This is a genomic window from Nemorincola caseinilytica (assembly GCF_039540515.1).
GTDB classification, from domain to species: Bacteria; Bacteroidota; Bacteroidia; order Chitinophagales; family Chitinophagaceae; genus Nemorincola; species Nemorincola caseinilytica.
The window spans coordinates 308,844-324,778 of sequence record NZ_BAABFA010000010.1 but is presented as its reverse complement, the minus strand read 5'-3'; the positions used below and the strand labels follow the sequence as shown (position 1 = coordinate 324,778).

The 15,935-nt window shown below is 52.1% G+C and carries 16 protein-coding genes; 9 read left to right on the top strand and 7 right to left on the bottom strand.

The window, feature by feature from the left end:
* The first annotated feature begins 125 nt into the window (after window positions 1–125).
* Both ABD843_RS08895 and ABD843_RS08890 read left to right on the top strand, forming a co-directional pair.
* Window positions 126–1,094 carry a Wzz/FepE/Etk N-terminal domain-containing protein gene (locus ABD843_RS08895; protein WP_345081706.1) on the top strand — a complete coding sequence of 323 codons (969 nt, stop codon included), beginning with the start codon at window positions 126–128 and terminating at the stop codon, window positions 1,092–1,094.
* 3 nt (window positions 1,095–1,097) lie between these two features.
* Window positions 1,098–2,576, top strand: a complete 1,479-nt coding sequence (locus ABD843_RS08890) for an O-antigen ligase family protein (RefSeq protein WP_345081703.1) — start codon at window positions 1,098–1,100, stop codon at window positions 2,574–2,576.
* A 204-nt stretch (window positions 2,577–2,780) separates the two neighbouring features.
* Here ABD843_RS08890 and ABD843_RS08885 read toward each other — a convergent pair whose 3' ends face one another.
* From ABD843_RS08885 to ABD843_RS08870, 4 genes are all read right to left on the bottom strand, one after another.
* Complete coding sequence (locus ABD843_RS08885; protein ID WP_345081700.1) at window positions 2,781–3,341, bottom strand: NADPH-dependent FMN reductase; 561 nt, start codon at window positions 3,339–3,341, stop codon at window positions 2,781–2,783.
* Window positions 3,342–3,718: 377 nt separating this feature from the next.
* Window positions 3,719–4,576 carry a type IX secretion system protein PorG gene (porG, locus tag ABD843_RS08880; RefSeq protein ID WP_345081697.1) on the bottom strand — a complete coding sequence of 286 codons (858 nt, stop codon included), beginning with the start codon at window positions 4,574–4,576 and terminating at the stop codon, window positions 3,719–3,721.
* Window positions 4,577–4,764: 188 nt separating this feature from the next.
* Window positions 4,765–5,184 carry a RidA family protein gene (locus tag ABD843_RS08875; RefSeq protein WP_345081694.1) on the bottom strand — a complete coding sequence of 140 codons (420 nt, stop codon included), beginning with the start codon at window positions 5,182–5,184 and terminating at the stop codon, window positions 4,765–4,767.
* A gap of 28 nt (window positions 5,185–5,212) precedes the next feature.
* Window positions 5,213–5,761, bottom strand: coding sequence for a hypothetical protein (locus tag ABD843_RS08870; RefSeq protein WP_345081691.1), 549 nt, complete (start codon window positions 5,759–5,761; stop codon window positions 5,213–5,215).
* Between the two features lie 466 nt (window positions 5,762–6,227).
* Here ABD843_RS08870 and radC point away from each other — a divergent pair, with 466 nt between their 5' ends.
* On the top strand, window positions 6,228–6,947 hold the full coding sequence (radC, locus tag ABD843_RS08865; protein WP_345081688.1) for a RadC family protein: 720 nt from the start codon (window positions 6,228–6,230) through the stop codon (window positions 6,945–6,947).
* A 57-nt stretch (window positions 6,948–7,004) separates the two neighbouring features.
* Window positions 7,005–7,766 carry an exodeoxyribonuclease III gene (locus ABD843_RS08860; RefSeq protein ID WP_345081685.1) on the top strand — a complete coding sequence of 254 codons (762 nt, stop codon included), beginning with the start codon at window positions 7,005–7,007 and terminating at the stop codon, window positions 7,764–7,766.
* A gap of 19 nt (window positions 7,767–7,785) precedes the next feature.
* Here ABD843_RS08860 and ABD843_RS08855 read toward each other — a convergent pair whose 3' ends face one another.
* Together ABD843_RS08855 and ABD843_RS08850 are read right to left on the bottom strand one after the other, a co-directional pair.
* Window positions 7,786–8,259: a hypothetical protein gene (locus ABD843_RS08855; RefSeq protein WP_345081682.1), complete on the bottom strand. Its 474-nt coding sequence runs from the start codon at window positions 8,257–8,259 to the stop codon at window positions 7,786–7,788.
* Between the two features lie 123 nt (window positions 8,260–8,382).
* On the bottom strand, window positions 8,383–8,787 hold the full coding sequence (locus ABD843_RS08850; protein WP_345081679.1) for a hypothetical protein: 405 nt from the start codon (window positions 8,785–8,787) through the stop codon (window positions 8,383–8,385).
* A gap of 214 nt (window positions 8,788–9,001) precedes the next feature.
* On the opposite strand from ABD843_RS08850, the gene ABD843_RS08845 reads away from it, so the two are divergent.
* The 5 genes from ABD843_RS08845 (at window position 9,002) to ABD843_RS08825 (ending at window position 15,038) form a co-directional block, all read left to right on the top strand.
* On the top strand, window positions 9,002–9,535 hold the full coding sequence (locus tag ABD843_RS08845; RefSeq protein ID WP_345081676.1) for an RNA polymerase sigma factor: 534 nt from the start codon (window positions 9,002–9,004) through the stop codon (window positions 9,533–9,535).
* 4 nt (window positions 9,536–9,539) lie between these two features.
* A complete protein-coding gene (locus ABD843_RS08840; protein ID WP_345081673.1) occupies window positions 9,540–10,277 on the top strand; it encodes a hypothetical protein in 738 nt (245 codons plus the stop codon).
* 34 nt (window positions 10,278–10,311) lie between these two features.
* A complete protein-coding gene (locus tag ABD843_RS08835; RefSeq protein WP_345081670.1) occupies window positions 10,312–11,541 on the top strand; it encodes a hypothetical protein in 1,230 nt (409 codons plus the stop codon).
* A gap of 230 nt (window positions 11,542–11,771) precedes the next feature.
* The gene (locus ABD843_RS08830) at window positions 11,772–14,429 is read left to right on the top strand and encodes a tetratricopeptide repeat-containing hybrid sensor histidine kinase/response regulator (protein WP_345081667.1); all 2,658 of its coding nucleotides are present in this window, start codon (window positions 11,772–11,774) and stop codon (window positions 14,427–14,429) included.
* A 102-nt stretch (window positions 14,430–14,531) separates the two neighbouring features.
* Window positions 14,532–15,038, top strand: coding sequence for a response regulator (locus ABD843_RS08825; protein ID WP_345081664.1), 507 nt, complete (start codon window positions 14,532–14,534; stop codon window positions 15,036–15,038).
* A gap of 19 nt (window positions 15,039–15,057) precedes the next feature.
* On the opposite strand, the gene ABD843_RS08820 is transcribed toward ABD843_RS08825, so the two are convergent.
* Window positions 15,058–15,870 carry an alpha/beta hydrolase gene (locus ABD843_RS08820; RefSeq protein WP_345081661.1) on the bottom strand — a complete coding sequence of 271 codons (813 nt, stop codon included), beginning with the start codon at window positions 15,868–15,870 and terminating at the stop codon, window positions 15,058–15,060.
* Between the last annotated feature and the right edge of the window lie 65 nt (window positions 15,871–15,935).

Genomic DNA, 15,935 nt, shown 5'->3' with positions numbered 1-15,935 from the left:
CCCGGTACTATCTTTTTTCGCTTCCGGCACCCTCACATGCAATAATAAATAGTTTTGAGGCGTTCCTGAAAATAGACTTAACTTTAAGCCCTACGGCTAACACTCACTTCTAAGCTACAGAACTAATGACCAATATCTCTTTCGACCTTATAGATGTGATAAGGACGATCCAGAAGCAGAAACGCTTTATAATAATAGTGACCCTGGCAGGTATGGCGCTGGCCGGTGCTGCATTGCTGGTAAAAAAGAAAAAATATAAGGCAGAGGCACGTTTCCTGGTGAATAACCCCCTCTATGGCGACCGCCATACCCTCTTCCGCTCTTACGAGACCCGCTATGTGGACTACTATGGCGGCGATGACGATGTGGACAAGATAATGGCCCTGGCAGCATCGGACACGGTGCGCGACCGTATAATAAGGAACTGCGACTTCGACAAGATATATAAGCGCGAAATAAATACCGCTAAGGGTCATGACGAGCTGATGATGATATTCAACAAGAATTTCAACATCAAGCGTACAGAGTATAAGGATGTGCAGGTATCTTATACGGCCTACAGGCCCGAAGACGCCGCCGGCGTGGCCAACATGGCCGTGAAAGTGCTGGAAGAGACCTACAGGTCTTACTACACTAATGTAAAAACAGGTATATACCGCTCTATAGGCGACCAGAAGCTGAAGCTGGACAGCGCCATTGCTGCCCTCACAGATACGCTGGCCGCCATGCGCGACCAGTATGGTATATATGCCATACTGAGCCCGACCCGCAAAGATGTGATAAACGGCGACCTGAAAGGCGGCGGAAAGGGTTATGGCCGCGCTATAGAAGAGATACAGAACATAGAATCGGTGAAGGACCAGCTGGTGACAGACAGGGCGCACTATATATCTATGCTCAACGAATTTGACGCTACTACCAACAGCGCCATGGGCTACCTGAAGGTGATAACCCGTGCACTGCCACCCACCAACCCTGCGGGCCTGGGTACTGCTATCACACTGGTGGCCGCGGCCCTGCTGTCGTTCTTCTTCAGTACATTGTATGTGCTGATAATGGCCTATTACCGGAAGCTAAATGCCGTAGAACGCTAGCAGATGCTTACCGGCGCCATACATATAAAGGAGCGGTGGTTCGCAGCGGCTTCCTTCTCTGTGCTTTTCCTTACCATACTGGCGGTGACGCTCACGGGCAGCTATTATTTCCTGGCCGTGCCGTTCGCCTACCTGTACCTGGTGCTGGTGGGCATAAACTGGAAGACGGCCTACTGGATATTCCTGTTCACCATTCCGCCGTCCATACAGCTATACTTTGCGGGCGATACGCTGTCTATGACCCTGCCCGACCTGCCTATGATGTGGCTGTTCCTGGGCCTGTTCGTGGTGATGTATGCGCGCGACCCCAAGGTGATACCCGAATGGTGGTGGCGCAACCCGCTGGTGATGATAGTGATACTGCAGTTCCTGTGGACGATAGTATCGGTCATATTCTCGAAAATGGTTTTCTACTCTGTGAAGTTCCTGCTGGTGAAGACATGGCTGCTGGTGGCGTTCTTCGTATTCCCCATATGGATCTTCCAGGAAAAGAAAGACTTTGTAAAAGGGTTCTTCGTGCTGCTGGTGCCCATCACCATCACCATCGTTATCATACTGGTACATCATTCGATGTATAATTTCGCGTTCCATAAGATACAGCGGGCCATCACTCAACTCTATTACAACCATGTCGATTATTCTACGGTCATATCGCAGTTCTTTCCGCTGCTGCTGGTATCGTGCTGGCCGCTCATACGCAAGAGGCATGTGTTCATAAAGCTGGCCTTTGCGGTGGTAGTGGCCATCTTCGTACTGGGTATAGGTTTTGCATATGCCCGTGCCGCCGTGGTGGCCGTGGTATTTGCCATAGTGATAGGCGTGGCCATACGCATGCGACTGGTGAACCTGGTGATGCCCGCGTTCTATGCCCTTATCATACTGCTGCTGAGCCTGGCGGCAGACAACAACCGGTATATAGACTACCGCCCCAACTTCGAGCATACCTTTATGCGCCGCAATTTCACAGACCATATCATAGCCACCTTCCGCGGTACCGATATGTCTTCTATGGAGCGCCTGTACCGCTGGATAGCAGCCGTGCGCATGAGCAAGGACAGACCGCTGACGGGGTATGGCCCACGCTCGTTCTACTTCTACTACAAGCCATATGCCGTTACATCCTTCCGCACCTATGTGAGCCGCAATACAGAGCAGTCCACATCGCACAACTACTTCCTGTACATGCTTACAGAGCAGGGCTGGCCTGCCATGATACTGTATGCCATACTGATGGTAGTGATATTTGCCCAGGCGCAGAAGATATATCACCGTTTCAAGGATAAGTTCTACAGATGTGTCACCGTGGGGCTGGCAATGACCATAGCTGCGGGCTTCATCAACAACTTTTTCTCTGAGCTCATAGAGACACACAAGGTGGCGGCCCTCTTCTACATACCGCTGGTGATGCTGGTGATACTGGACAAGAAAAGCAGGGATGAGCAGAAAGCCATAGCCGAAGGAAAAGAACTGGCAAAATTCTGATAGCTCGTTAAATACAGAAGGGGACCTGCGTTGGGATGCAGGTCCCCTTCTATGCTTTTATTACTTACCTCTGTTATCTCGTACAATTTCAAAAAGAGCTAACCACAAAGTACACAAAGGTCGACGCGTGGTTTGCAATGGACCATCCAATATAAAGGGCACAAAGGCCCCATATCTAATGCTGATCTAGATGTCGAAATGGTATTATTCCTTCATCTTCCCGGCGGCATCTATGCACCACAGCAGTTCTTTTACAAAACCTGCTGCACGCTTATCGGTACCGGCCTTGTCTGTAGCATTGCCCGTTTCATCGAATGCCTCGCGCACCTTGGGCACGGGGAACATGGCAGGCACCGTGAGCGCCTTCATCTTCCACAATGTGAACTGCAGCGCTATGATGACCTGCGACCCACCGAAAGCCCCGTCCGATACTGTAGACATAGCTATGGGCTTGTGGTACCACTCATCGTACAGCAGATCGGTCACGTTCTTCAGCGCGGCAGGTATGCTGCCATTGTACTCCGGCGTTACGATGATGATACCATCGGCTTTTTTTACACGGGCAGAGAAGTCGAGCATTTTTTCCGTTGGCTCTTTCTGAAACCTCAGGCGCTCATCGAAGACAGGGAAGCTGTATTCGTTAAGATCTATTATCTCGGTAGTGCCGTGGCCGTTGGCCTGCAGGTAGTTCTGAAAATACAGGGCTACCCGGTGGCTGTTGCGCCCCGTGCGTACGCTCGATGATATGATGGCTATGTGTGGCATAATAGTGTGTTATCTTTCAAAGATACAAAATACATGTACTAAGCCCCCTCCTCCGAAAGGATTGCTCTATACCCACATCTTATTGTTCATTTATAAGCTCCGTCAGAAATGCTCCATAGGAGCAAAAAGTTTGTAGGAACATCCTTTTATCAGGACTTTGCTCCGTCAGGAGCTACCCACATTTTATAGGGTAGCCCGCTGCGGGGCATAACGGCATGAGGTATACATTCTGCTACAAACATATAGCCCCGCCGGGGCATAACATAGTACATGGCCATGCCGAATGGCAGGCCGGGAATGACCGAACAAAAAGCATTAGTTATAAAAACAAATGACCTGCGCAGGGCAGGTCATTTGCAAATTCGTTCCGGGTGGTATTACCTGTAGAAGCCCGGGCAGCGGGTCTTGGTATAAGGCCTTCTGTTGCCGAAAGAGCGGAAGTAAACAGTAACGGTGATGTTGGTGAACCAGTACCAGTCGTTGGCCTTGCTGTCGCCGCGCTGGTAGCCATAATTGGGGTTGTTCTCATCCCAGTTGTTCACCGCATTGCCCCTGAAGGACATAGACCTCGCCAGCGAGCCTTTGTATTTGAACAGTGTGTCCATGTTCACATAAGACTTGCTCACATCGTCCAGGTAATCGGTATTGGTATAGCGGAAGCCTACTTCAGGTGTCACGAATATGGTCTTGCCTATGAAGAATTTGAAACCGCCGCCGAATGGGAACGACATATTCACCAGGCTATACTGCTTGCGGTCGGGGTACATAGGCAGGCCTTGTCCCTCGGTGCTCAGCGGGCGCAGGAAGTGTTTGTTGCCTCCGGCATCTTCTGCGAACGGATTGAAGTAGAACACACCTATACCGCCAAAAACATATGGCGTCACCTTGTGGCGCAGCACATCTACAGGCAGGAAGTTGAACTCTACGCCGCCATGAAATTCGAACAGGTTGGATGTGAAGCTAAGGTTGCGTTTCACATTGATGGGTACCTTCCCTAAGCTGTCTGCTGCTGTTACCTGCCCTATGGACACACCTGCGCGCAGACCTATGCGTGGGTTCATAAAGAACTTGTAAACTACCGTTGCATGTGGCCTGTAGCCGCTGGAGGAGAACAGCTTGGGCTGGAGGTCGCCATAATAGTTGGCAACACCGAGACCAAGGCCTATTTCATGGTGCGTCTCCTGGGCGCGAAGGCATAACGGAAGCAATGCCAGCAAAATTAGTATCCGTTTCACGCTTAAAATTTTGTTAAGTAGCTCGGAAAGATAAAAACAAATATCCGAATTACGAAGGAAACCCCAAATATTAAATTGAGTATTATTAACGAATGTGTACAGTGCCGTTCGCGCATATATATCACGACAAAGTCCATTATTAACACAGGGTCATATACATAGGTCCTTCGCCCTTATCGGCCATCGCATTAGTCTACCGTAGCCACACACTTCAGCTCTATGGCTATGGCGGTAGGCAGCGAAACTATACCCACGGTGGTGCGGCAGGGCTGGTTGGTCTTGAAGTATTCGGCATATATCTTGTTATAGATATGAAAATCGCGTTTCATATCTACCAGGAAGACGGTCACATCTACCAGCTTGTCCCAGCTGCTGCCGCTTTCTTCCAGTATCACGCGCACATTCTCGAACACACTATGTACCTGTGCCGCAAAGTCGAATTCGATGAAATTTCCATGTTTGTCGGTCTTCAGGCCGGGTATCTCGTCGGTACCGGCCTTGCGGGGCCCTACGCCCGACAGGAAGAGGAGGTTGCCTACGCGCCTGGCATGCGGGTACAGGCCCACGGGCTGCGGCGCCTTATTGGTAGAGAATTGCGTATCTGACATAAAAATATGTTGGAACCGTAGCGGTCTGTTATTTCTTGATGTAGTTATTGAACTCGAACACCCTTTTCACACCATCGGTGTCTACGCTTACCAGGCGCATAGAGACAGTATTGACACTGATAGTGCCTGTGCCGGAGTATGCATAATAGTCGATAACGTTCATGTTGTCCGAATCGACCACCTTGAAGTTGCTGCCCGAGGTAGAGTAGTTGTACAGCTTTATGGGCAGTTTTACCAGCGATTGCCTTAGGGTATCCTGCCAGAACACCACCATGTACTCGCGGTTCAGTGTATCGTCCGACGGGCGGAAGAACAGGGCATGGGTACTGTCGCCTACGGTATCTATGGGCGCATGGCCTTCGTACAGACCCGAGAACATATCGCGGTAAACGTGCTCGCAATTAGGGCCGCCTGTACCCAGGTAGATGCAATTGCACACGCCCTGGAAGCATACGCCCTTGTTCTGGCAGGTAACTGCGCCGCACTGGTCCTTTGAGCATGAGGTGCTGTAAAAGGCTACGAACGAAACACTAAGGGCAACAAGAACGCCGAACAGGATATTTTTTATCGGTCTCATAGATCTACAACGTGCTATCAGGGATATTATTATCATCAAAGATACGCTATTGCGGTAAAATATAGGGTGGCGGGATATGGCGGGTGCATTTCAAAACCTCGCATCGTCAGTTCCACCCTGCCTGTCACATGCAATATTCACGAAAGCCCCTCCCAACCTCCCCAAAGGGGAGGAGATATTATGTCCGCGTTGTCGCGCAGGTATTTTGGGTACTATTGCTTGTTGCATTTTGCCATAGTAGCAGGCCATAGCCCATCTCCTCCCCTTTGGGGAGGTTGGGAGGGGCTTCTGAAAGGGAGGTACAATGGGCTGCTCGGCTGCGCAGGTGTTATCACCGTATATTTATGCGAAGATCGAAATGCACCTATATGGCCATGAGGTGCTACCGGCCATACGCACTATGGGCCGACCTGCATGCACGTCGAAAATTGTGGATATGTTACCTTTGGGAAGATATACCACCTGTGTGGGAAGATCTTACTTTCACCCCCTGTATATGGCCATGAACCTGAGTATAAAGAACTGGGCCGAGGACGAACGCCCACGCGAAAAGATGCTGCAAAAGGGTGCGGCCGCGCTGGCCGATGCCGAGCTGCTGGGCATACTCATAGCCAGCGGCACCCGCGAGCGCTCTGCCATAGAGCTGGCCCGCGATATACTGCAACTGGCCGGCAATAACCTGCTGGAGCTGGGCAAGCTTACTCCCGCCGACCTGCAAAAGGTAAAGGGCATAGGCGAAGCCCGTGCCATAACCATATGTGCCGCGCTGGAGCTGGGCCGCCGCCGCCAGATGAGCGAAGGCCTGGAGCGCCCCGTCATAGGGCGCAGCAAAGACGCCCTGCCCATTGTGATGCCCCTGCTGCAAGACCTGGCGCATGAGGTGATGTGCGTGCTGTACCTGAACACCGCCAACAAGGTGCTGCGTACCGAGGTCATAAGCAGTGGCGGTCTTACCGGCACCGTGGCCGACATAAAGGTGATACTGCGCAACTGCCTGCTGAACAATGCCACCGGCCTCATACTGGCGCACAACCACCCATCGGGCGATACGAAGGCCAGCGCACAGGATATAGCCCTTACAAAAGCCATGAAAGAGGCCGCGCGACTGATGGACATACGCCTGCTGGACCACATAATAGTGGCCGGGCACCAGCACCTGAGCCTGGCTGACGAGGGGCTTTTTTAGCCATGCGCAAGTAGTGCGCAGATCTTATATTTTTGAATTACCTAACAACAACGAACAATGAGGATCATTACATATAACGTGAACGGAATAAGGGGCGCCATAAAGAAGGGTTTCCTGGACTGGCTGAAGACCGACCCCGCCGATATAATATGCCTGCAGGAGATAAAGGCCAATAAGGAAGACGTGCCCGCCGCCGAGCTGAAAGAGGCCGGCTATGATGTGTTCTCCTTCTCGGCGCAGAAGAAGGGCTATAGCGGTGTGGCCATCCTCACCCGCATACAGCCCGATAATGTGCAGTATGGCAACGGCATCATGCAGAGCGATGCCGAGGGCCGCGTGATACGCGCCGACTTCGGCGATATAACACTTGTGAACGCCTACTTTCCCAGTGGCACCAGCGGCGACGACCGCCAGACCTACAAATACCAGTGGCTGGACGAGTTCTTCGAATACCTGAACGTGCTGCGCACTACGCGCCCGCGCTTGGTGATATGCGGCGACTACAACATTTGCCACAAGGCCATAGACATACACGACCCCGTGCGCAACAAGAACTACACGGGCTTCCTGCCCGAGGAGCGCGCATGGATGGACAAGCTCTACTGCAACGGCTACATCGATTCGTTCCGCGAGTTCAACCAGGAGCCGCACCAGTATACCTGGTGGAGCGCATGGGGCACCGCCCGCGCCAATAACAAGGGCTGGCGTATAGACTACATAACCGTGACCGAGCCGCTGAAAGACAGGCTGAAGCATGCCGAGATACTGCCCCAGATACTGCACTCCGACCATTGCCCCATGTATATGGAAATGAAATAGGGGCGAGTGGCCGGATGTGCTACTTTATGTACACTATCATAGGAGTGGTAAGGTGCAGTTTGCCGCCATCGGGGGTAGACAGTACTATATCCTCAAAGAATATCCTGGCACCGGGGCGCACATCGCGCAGGTTCCTGCGCAGCGCATAGGCTATTTTCTTATAGTGGGGCTCTACAGGTCTGTAGTTATCTCCGTGCCCATAATATGGCCCACCTATGGGAAAGGGACCCGCTATCATGTCAGACCCTTTATTGTGGTAAATTACATTGAAGTGAAGGAGATGAAAGGAGGTGTCGGATATGGAGATCTTGTTGTCATCGAACACTTTGAAGAAGTAGGCAAGCTTCATGGTGTCTTTACCTGTGGGCTCGGGCTTGCCGGCAAAGACCAGGTGAAGGGCGGGTCGTGCGCTGCCTTGTGCAAAGCAGGCAGGTGCTTGCCACAACAGACAGGCAAGCAGCAGACCTAGGTATCGGAAGGTATGTATGGGCATTTTCGGGTGTTTACAGACCGAACATTGAATTTCGGCATTTCTGTCATGTTTCCGCGCGTGAGGGCATTAAAAAAGGCTGTCTCCTTACCGGGACAGCCTTTTTCAGCTTGTTCGAAAAATATATTATTTACCGAAACGGTCTCCTTTTTTGTTGGTGTTGGTCTCGTCCGCTTTCTTCTCGCCGCCATTGCTGAAACGGCTATCCTTGGGGTTAGCGGGTGGTGGTGGCGGAGCCGGGCTCACCGGTGGTTCGCTCTTTGTAGACTTGGTAGACTTCTTGGTCCCACCCTTCTTGGCAGCAGCTTCTGCAGCAGCAGCGGCAGAGTCGGCAGCAGCCTTAGCAGCTTCTACGGCCTTCAGGGTAGAGTCGTTCTTGCGGGCCATTTCGGCTTCGCGCTCAGCTACCTGGGCGTTCACTGCAGAGTCTATCTGCGCCTGGGTCTGGCCTGCGTCTTCTTTTTTCTCTTCGCCGCCGCATGATGCAAGTATCAGGGCTGCACCGGCTATCAGAAGGAATTGCTTTTTCATGTGCTGTGTCGATTTTTTAGTTTGACTGCAAAAATATCGCTAATATTTCACATCAGGAAATGTAATGTTGTGAAATCTTCGTGAAAGGGATGTGTACCGATGATGCTCATTCACAGCCATATACGCACATTTGTCGCAAATATTTTTTCGGCGGCAGGCAACGTTCGCTACCTGCCAGGCATATAATACTTCATACAGCACACAAAAGCCATTGATGACGGGACAAAAAGCCATAGACGGGTGCCGCAGGCAGGACAGGATATGCCAGAAGTACCTTTTCGACCGATGGTCGGAGCCCATGCTGATGCTGTGCCTGCGGTATGTAAAGGAATTGCCCGATGCCGAGGAACTGATGCTGAATGGTTTTTTCAGCTTTTTCAAAAGTATAGACCGCTTTGTGTACAGCAGCGACAGCAGCATCACCGCATGGCTCAAAAAGATAATGGTGAACGAATGCCTCATGTTCCTGCGCAGGAAGGGCGCGCTAAGGATAGTGGAAGAGAAGCATGCCGCAGAACTGGGCGCCGATGAGCCCTTTACCGGTAAAATGGCGGCCGACGAGCTGTACAAAATGGTACTGGCACTGCCCGCAGGCTACCGTACGGTGTTCAACCTCTTTGTGGTAGAGGGGTACGATCATAAAGAGATAGCCGACATGCTGGGCATTACCGAGGGCGCTTCGCGCTCCCAGCTCAGCAAGGCAAAGGAAAGCCTTCGGAAGGCAGTGACAGAGCAGGTAAAAAAATAGTGGTATGAAAGATGAACAGGTAAAACAGAAAATAGAGTCGGTAGATGCCCTTGCGGGAGGCATAGTATATGGCCGGGAAGAGGCTTGGGAGCGGCTGCAGGCCCGGCTGGATGCGCCCACCCGGCGCGTAGTGGCCTGGCGGCGGTATGGCGTGGCAGCAGCGTTGCTGCTATGCATATGCACGGTGGCGCTCTACCTCTACTTTGCACCATCAAAGCCAAAACCCCTGGCCGCAGCGCCCACTGTACCTGCCACACCCATTGCGAACACAGCCCCTATACCATTACCCGCCACCACCCCTACCCCGATAGTAACGCAGGAGACCACCGGCAAGAAGTACGTCATCTTACCGCGCCCACCTCTTACTGTAGCCAACGAAGAAGTACCACAGCCTGCGCCTGCAGAGGTGGCCGCTGCGCCGGAGCCCGCACCTGTAGCGTCCCCGGCAAAAAAGATGCGCGTACTGCACCTTTACGACCTGGACCATGATACCGGCGAGCCCGAAGAAACACTGGTATATAACGGACCTGCGCTAGACATAAAAGCAATGAAAGTAGTGAGCCTGTACGATGTGCAGCGCGAAGAAGAAATGCGCCGCAAAGACGAAGAGATAATGACCCTTGTGCGCATAAGCAAGCCACATAGCGTACTGGATATAGCAGGCAGGCTTACAAGGCCGCGCCCACTCAGCGACCGTCTTGCTCCCGATCCGCTAACGCTGCGCCTGGGCCGGAAGAACTGATAGTACCCACACCTAATAATAAAAGATCAGCGACATGAAAAAAATGATAGCAGCCGCCATGCTAATGGCCATGGCCGTGACCACCCATGCACAAGACAACGACGACAGAGATGCCGTGCATATGCCCACCACTACAGAGCGCAACTTCGCTATGCTGAGCGGATATGTGAACATTCGCGACTATGCCTACCTGCCTAATAAGGCCTTTGTGAAGTTCGAGCTGAACAATGTGGCGCAGTACGAAGAGATAAAGAACGGCCTGGATACCATTGTAGCCGCCCTGCTGCACGATATAGCATTCTACAAAGACTCGCTGAAAAGCGATGGCGGCAATGTATGGATAGACTATGCCATAGACGAGAAGCTGGGCGTAAAGAAACTGCGCTTCAAAAAATACCCGCCTGATGGCGACATATTCGTGAACAAAAAAGGCGATGTAGCGAAGCTGAAGATAGAACAGGATACAGTGCGCATATTGGTAAGGCACTACCCGCTGGTGCCTGCACTGCCCGATAATGCCCGGCGAAGAGAGAAGAACTACCAAAGGCTGGAACATTACCAGGTATACCAGGTCACATTCTGTGTAAATAGCTATGAGGACGTGGCGCGGATAACCGCAGACAAGCAGAGCCTGTGGCATGCCATAGATACGCTGGTGGCCACCAAGAAGGAGGGCACAGTGAACAGACCATATAAGTTCCCATCCTCATCGCGCTACAACCCCTATGCCACCTCTACTGTGAAGGATAAGTACCTGGCCAGCTTTGCAGACGTGCGCTTCAAACGCTATCCCGGCCTTGTGACCACCGATGACGGCAGGGCATGGAACGCCCTGAAACGCGCCGATGAGTTCACGATGAATGCCAATTTCGGCATAGGCCTCATGCGCAATGTACTGGCGCCCTATGCCGAGCTGGGCTTCGAACTGTCGCGTAGCAACGGGCGAATGTTCAATAACAAATATCAGCGTTTCCGCTACCGGGTATATGGGTCTTGCTATTTTGCCTTTGAGCACAACGCTGCCGACAACTCTTACAAGACACTGCCCAACTGGTTCGTGAATGCCGACCTGGGAGACAATAACGACCTTTTTGCCGGGGTGGGCTATATGGTAAAAGGTAATGGCGGGTATTTCACAGGTACTACCGTGAAAGCATTCATGAATGTACGGCTGCTGAAAAAAGGCCTCACCCTATCGCCCGAGCTCATATTCACCAACGACTTTAAGCAGGTATTCCCCGGCCTTACCCTCAAGGTATTCTGATAGTCTTCCACCACGCACGCCCCGTTGTGCCTGCGATAGCATCCCTGTTCAAAGATGCGCATCGTCAGCTATGCACCTCGGGGCCGTGCTGTATACATGTGTTCTGTCCATCGGCGGAGGGTGATATATATCACCGATAAAAAACAGAAATAAAATGTAGCTTTTTTTTACTTTTAACGGTAATATGTTCCCAATGGTACGGCATTTCCGCACCGGGGCATCATGCCCGTATGATAGACACACCCCGCTACAAAGAGCTACAGACCATACTTGCGCAGCAAACGGATGAGAAAGGCCGTATAGATACCCTTGTGGATATGGGAGTAGAGGTGCGCAACATAGATGTGGAGCATGCCCTGAAAATGGCAGAGGATATCATACAGCGGTCGAAGGTAGTGGCTTACCCGCGCGGCATAGGCCGCGGCCTCAACCTCAAGGGCTCGTGTTATTGGCTGATGGGCGATTACGAGCATGGCCTGGCCATACTGAAAGAGGCGCTGCACATAGCAGAGCGCATAAAGGATGTAGGGCTGGAAGCGCGTGTACTGCACAACTTCGGCAATATATACCGCGATATGGGCGACCTCGCCAATGCCCTCACCCACTTCGAAAAGGCCCTTATCAACAACGAGCAGATAGGCGACGAGTTCGCGCAGTCGGTGATACTCACCAGTATATCCAACCTGCTCTACGACCTCAACGATTATGACAGTGCGCTGGAGTACGCGCTGAAGTGCCTACCCATCTTTGAGCGGGCGCACAACCGTACCAGCCTCATCAATGTACACAATACGCTGGGCAATATCTATTTCAAGAAGGAACAGTTCAGCGAGGCGCTGCACTACTTCCAGGAGAACCTGAAACACTCCGAGCCCGAGACCGCAGCCTATGTGATGGCCGAAAGCGGCCTGGGCAAGGTATATTACAAGATGCAAGATTTCGGCAATTCAAGCCGCTACCTTACCGATGCCCTGCGCGAGGCGCAGCTGCTGGGCAATGTAGAGGTGCAGATCATCTGCCACTTCTACCTGGGCCGCCTGTACATGGACGACAACAACGACCGCCAGGCGCTGCAGTCGCTGCATGCGGCCTATAGCCTGGCCGAGGAGTACCAGCGCCGCCACGACCTCATGAGCATTCACGAGGTGCTCTCTGCCCTCTATGACAAGATGGGCGATATACCACAGGCATTTCACCACCTCAAGACCTTTGAGCAACTGAAGGAAGAGATATTTCAGCAGAAGATACTGAGCGAACTGCGCAACCTGCAGGTACGCCAGCAGATAGAACTGGCCCGAAAGGAAAAGGAAGTGGCCGAGCGCACCGCACGGCTGAAGCACCAGTTCATGGCCAATATGAGCCATGAGATACGCACGCCCATGAATGCCATAATAGGTATGGCGCGCCTGCTGCTGACGCGCGACCCGAGGCCGGAACAGTTGCGGTATCTGAATGCCATTCAGATGTCGGCAGACAACCTGCTTGTCATCATCAATGACATTCTGGACCTGTCGAAGATAGAGGCCGGCAAGATAGTGATAGAGCACATAGACTTCTCTATGCGCGAGGTGCTGCAGAGCGTACGCGATATGCTGATGCTAAAGGCCGAGGAGCGGCACATAGAACTGCGCACATCGGTGGACGACGCACTGCCGCGCAAGCTCACCGGCGACCCTACGCGTGTGAACCAGGTACTCATAAACCTGGCAGGCAATGCAGTAAAGTTCACCGAGCAGGGATATGTTTCGGTACACATATCCCTTGCCCGCGAAGAGGGCAGCAAGCTATGGGTACGCTTCGATGTGACCGATACCGGTATAGGCATAGCCAAAGAGCATATAGATAGTATTTTCGACAGCTTTACGCAGGCAGGCGCAGAGACCACACGCAAATTCGGCGGCACGGGTCTCGGCCTCACCATATGCCGCCAGCTGGTAAGCCTGATGGGTGGAGAAATGACCGTGCAGAGCCAACTGGGCAAGGGTACCACCTTCACCGTCACCATACCGTTCGATAGGGCCGCAGAGCAGACCGACGAGGTACAGAGCAATGTACTGGACCCGGTATCTATGCGCCGGCTGAACAATATGAAGGTGATGCTGGTAGAGGACAATGAGTTCAACCGCATGGTGGCAGAGGACACTCTCAAAGAGCTTATACCGAGCATAAGGCTGGATGTGGCCATAAACGGCCAGGAGGCCGTAGACCACCTGCGCCGCGAGATGTACGATGTAGTGCTAATGGATATACAGATGCCGGTGATGGACGGCATCACTGCCACGAAGATAATACGCACAGAGCTACCCTCCCCGCAGCGCAATGTGAAGATAATAGCCATGACGGCCAATGTGCTGCAGGAGGACGTGCAGCACTATTTCGTAGTGGGCATGAACGGTTTCGTATCGAAGCCGTTCCATGCCGAAGAGCTGCTGCTGAAGATGGACGAAGTGATGAGCGGTGGCAAGGCCCTGTCTGAAACAGAAGAGACCATTGACAAACCCCAAAACGAACCAAAAATGGAAGAAAGACCTGCCGCACCCATACTGCCCGACCGCGTCACCGATATGCAGTTCCTGAAACAGCTTACCGGCGGCAATGCCGATAAGATGAACAAGTACATAGGCATGTTCCTGGAGAATGCTCCCAAGCTGCTGGACAATATAGACCGTGCGCTTGCCATCAGCGACTATCCTACCATCAAGATAGCGGCACACTCGCTGAAGCCCCAGCTATCGTACATGGGTGTGAAGGAGGATGTGAGCAAGATATTCCTGATAGAGCAGTCGGCGGGCTCACCTGCGCACTTCGAATCTCTGCCGCCCCTTATACACAACCTGAAACACCTGTGCAAAAAAGCATTCGAAGAGCTGAACAACAGTAAAAGCTAATATCACCGGCAGCTATAAAAGATGTTTTTATTCGCAATATTTGTTAACAAGCCTTGATTTTTACATTCTTTATATTACTTTTCTGAATTATCGCACCAAATTATGGCAACAGAACAAAGCAAAACCATCATCTTTCTTGTAGATGATGAGCCGATACAGAACGAAATGCTCAAAGATTATATAGCAGAGCGTTTCAACTATGATATCCGCACCTTCGAAAGCGGCGAGAGCGCCATCAGGGAGCTGTCTGTGGGTCCGCAGATAGTAGTGCTCGACTTCCACCTCAATTCTCACCTGCCCGATGCGCAGAACGGTGTGGAAGTGCTGAAGAAGATAAAACAGGCTCGTCCCGAAACACAGGTGATAATGCTTTCCGGCCAGGACAAGCTGGAAGTGGCCATAGACAGTATGAAATTCGGCGCGTACGACTATGTGATAAAAGGCGAGACCGCCTTCTCGCGCATGGAGAACATACTCAACAACATCAATGAGCTTAGAAGCATAAAAGCTGCCAACCAGAGCTACAAGAAGGTCATATCCTTCCTGCAGATAGCCATATTCATCGTGGTGCTCATATCGGTGTTCCTGGTCTACTTCGTATTCAGATAGGCCTCTGCCGCTATTTCTCTTATCGTAATATCTGTCGTATACCGGCCAGGTACTGCCCATTGGTGGTAAAGCCGTTATGGCCCAGCCCCGCTATGGTTATGAGCGTATCGCCCGGCCTGAAGTTCTTCCTTAGCTTCAGCGAAGAGCCATAGTACAGCACACCATCCTCGGTACCATGAAAAATGGTGACCGGGGCATTGGCTTTCGCCGCATACTCATACGTTCGCAGCGGAAAGCGCAGCATGAAGGTGGGCAGGAAGGGATAGGTATGCTCCATCATATCCGTCATGCTGTAGTAGGGTGCCTGTAGTACCAGGTGCGCGGGATGATTGTGCGCGGCCAGCATGGCGGCAGGCCCTGTACCTATAGAGTAGCCCAGCACTACTATCCTGTTCTCGGGGTATAGTGCGCGCATACTGTCGTAAGCTACCTGCACATCGGCATACAGTTGCTCTTCGCTGGTTATGCTGCTACCGCTTATACCATATCCCCTGTAGTCGAACATGAAAAGGTCATAACCTGTAGCAGTATACACCTCGGCTATCTCGCCCCAGGTGCGCAGGCTGCCCGCATTGCCATGTACATAGAACAGCAGCCCCTTTGGCGTATCTGCCGCCGCCCTGAACAATAGACCCGATAACACGGTGCCATCCTGCAGCTTTATGCTGCACTCGCGGTATCGCCCGGGAAATTCGTACCTGAAACCGGCAGGCAGCCGCTCAGGCACAAAGAGTATCTGCTGCTGCCTGCTGTAGAAAAAAGCGCATACCGCCACATACAGCAGCAGTACTATGCCGCCTGTCCACAACAGTACTTTCTTCAGTGTTCTCATATATGCTGCAAGGTGTAGTGTGAAGTTACACTTTGTGGCAACATGGTGCTACCATACCTGCAATG

Excerpts from the sequence above, each read along its gene's own strand:
- ABD843_RS08875 (WP_345081694.1), bottom strand. The coding sequence starts at position 5,184 with ATGTCAGATACGCAATTCTCTACCAATAAGGCGCCGCAGCCCGTGGGC.
- ABD843_RS08840 (WP_345081673.1), top strand. The coding sequence starts at position 9,540 with ATGAAAGATGAACAGGTAAAACAGAAAATAGAGTCGGTAGATGCCCTT.
- ABD843_RS08830 (WP_345081667.1), top strand. The coding sequence starts at position 11,772 with ATGATAGACACACCCCGCTACAAAGAGCTACAGACCATACTTGCGCAG.
- ABD843_RS08825 (WP_345081664.1), top strand. The coding sequence starts at position 14,532 with ATGGCAACAGAACAAAGCAAAACCATCATCTTTCTTGTAGATGATGAG.
- ABD843_RS08820 (WP_345081661.1), bottom strand. The coding sequence starts at position 15,870 with ATGAGAACACTGAAGAAAGTACTGTTGTGGACAGGCGGCATAGTACTG.
- ABD843_RS08845 (WP_345081676.1), top strand. The coding sequence starts at position 9,002 with ATGACGGGACAAAAAGCCATAGACGGGTGCCGCAGGCAGGACAGGATA.
- ABD843_RS08835 (WP_345081670.1), top strand. The coding sequence starts at position 10,312 with ATGAAAAAAATGATAGCAGCCGCCATGCTAATGGCCATGGCCGTGACC.
- ABD843_RS08855 (WP_345081682.1), bottom strand. The coding sequence starts at position 8,259 with ATGCCCATACATACCTTCCGATACCTAGGTCTGCTGCTTGCCTGTCTG.
- ABD843_RS08860 (WP_345081685.1), top strand. The coding sequence starts at position 7,005 with ATGAGGATCATTACATATAACGTGAACGGAATAAGGGGCGCCATAAAG.
- ABD843_RS08850 (WP_345081679.1), bottom strand. The coding sequence starts at position 8,787 with ATGAAAAAGCAATTCCTTCTGATAGCCGGTGCAGCCCTGATACTTGCA.
- ABD843_RS08885 (WP_345081700.1), bottom strand. The coding sequence starts at position 3,341 with ATGCCACACATAGCCATCATATCATCGAGCGTACGCACGGGGCGCAAC.
- ABD843_RS08890 (WP_345081703.1), top strand. The coding sequence starts at position 1,098 with ATGCTTACCGGCGCCATACATATAAAGGAGCGGTGGTTCGCAGCGGCT.
- ABD843_RS08895 (WP_345081706.1), top strand. The coding sequence starts at position 126 with ATGACCAATATCTCTTTCGACCTTATAGATGTGATAAGGACGATCCAG.
- ABD843_RS08870 (WP_345081691.1), bottom strand. The coding sequence starts at position 5,761 with ATGAGACCGATAAAAAATATCCTGTTCGGCGTTCTTGTTGCCCTTAGT.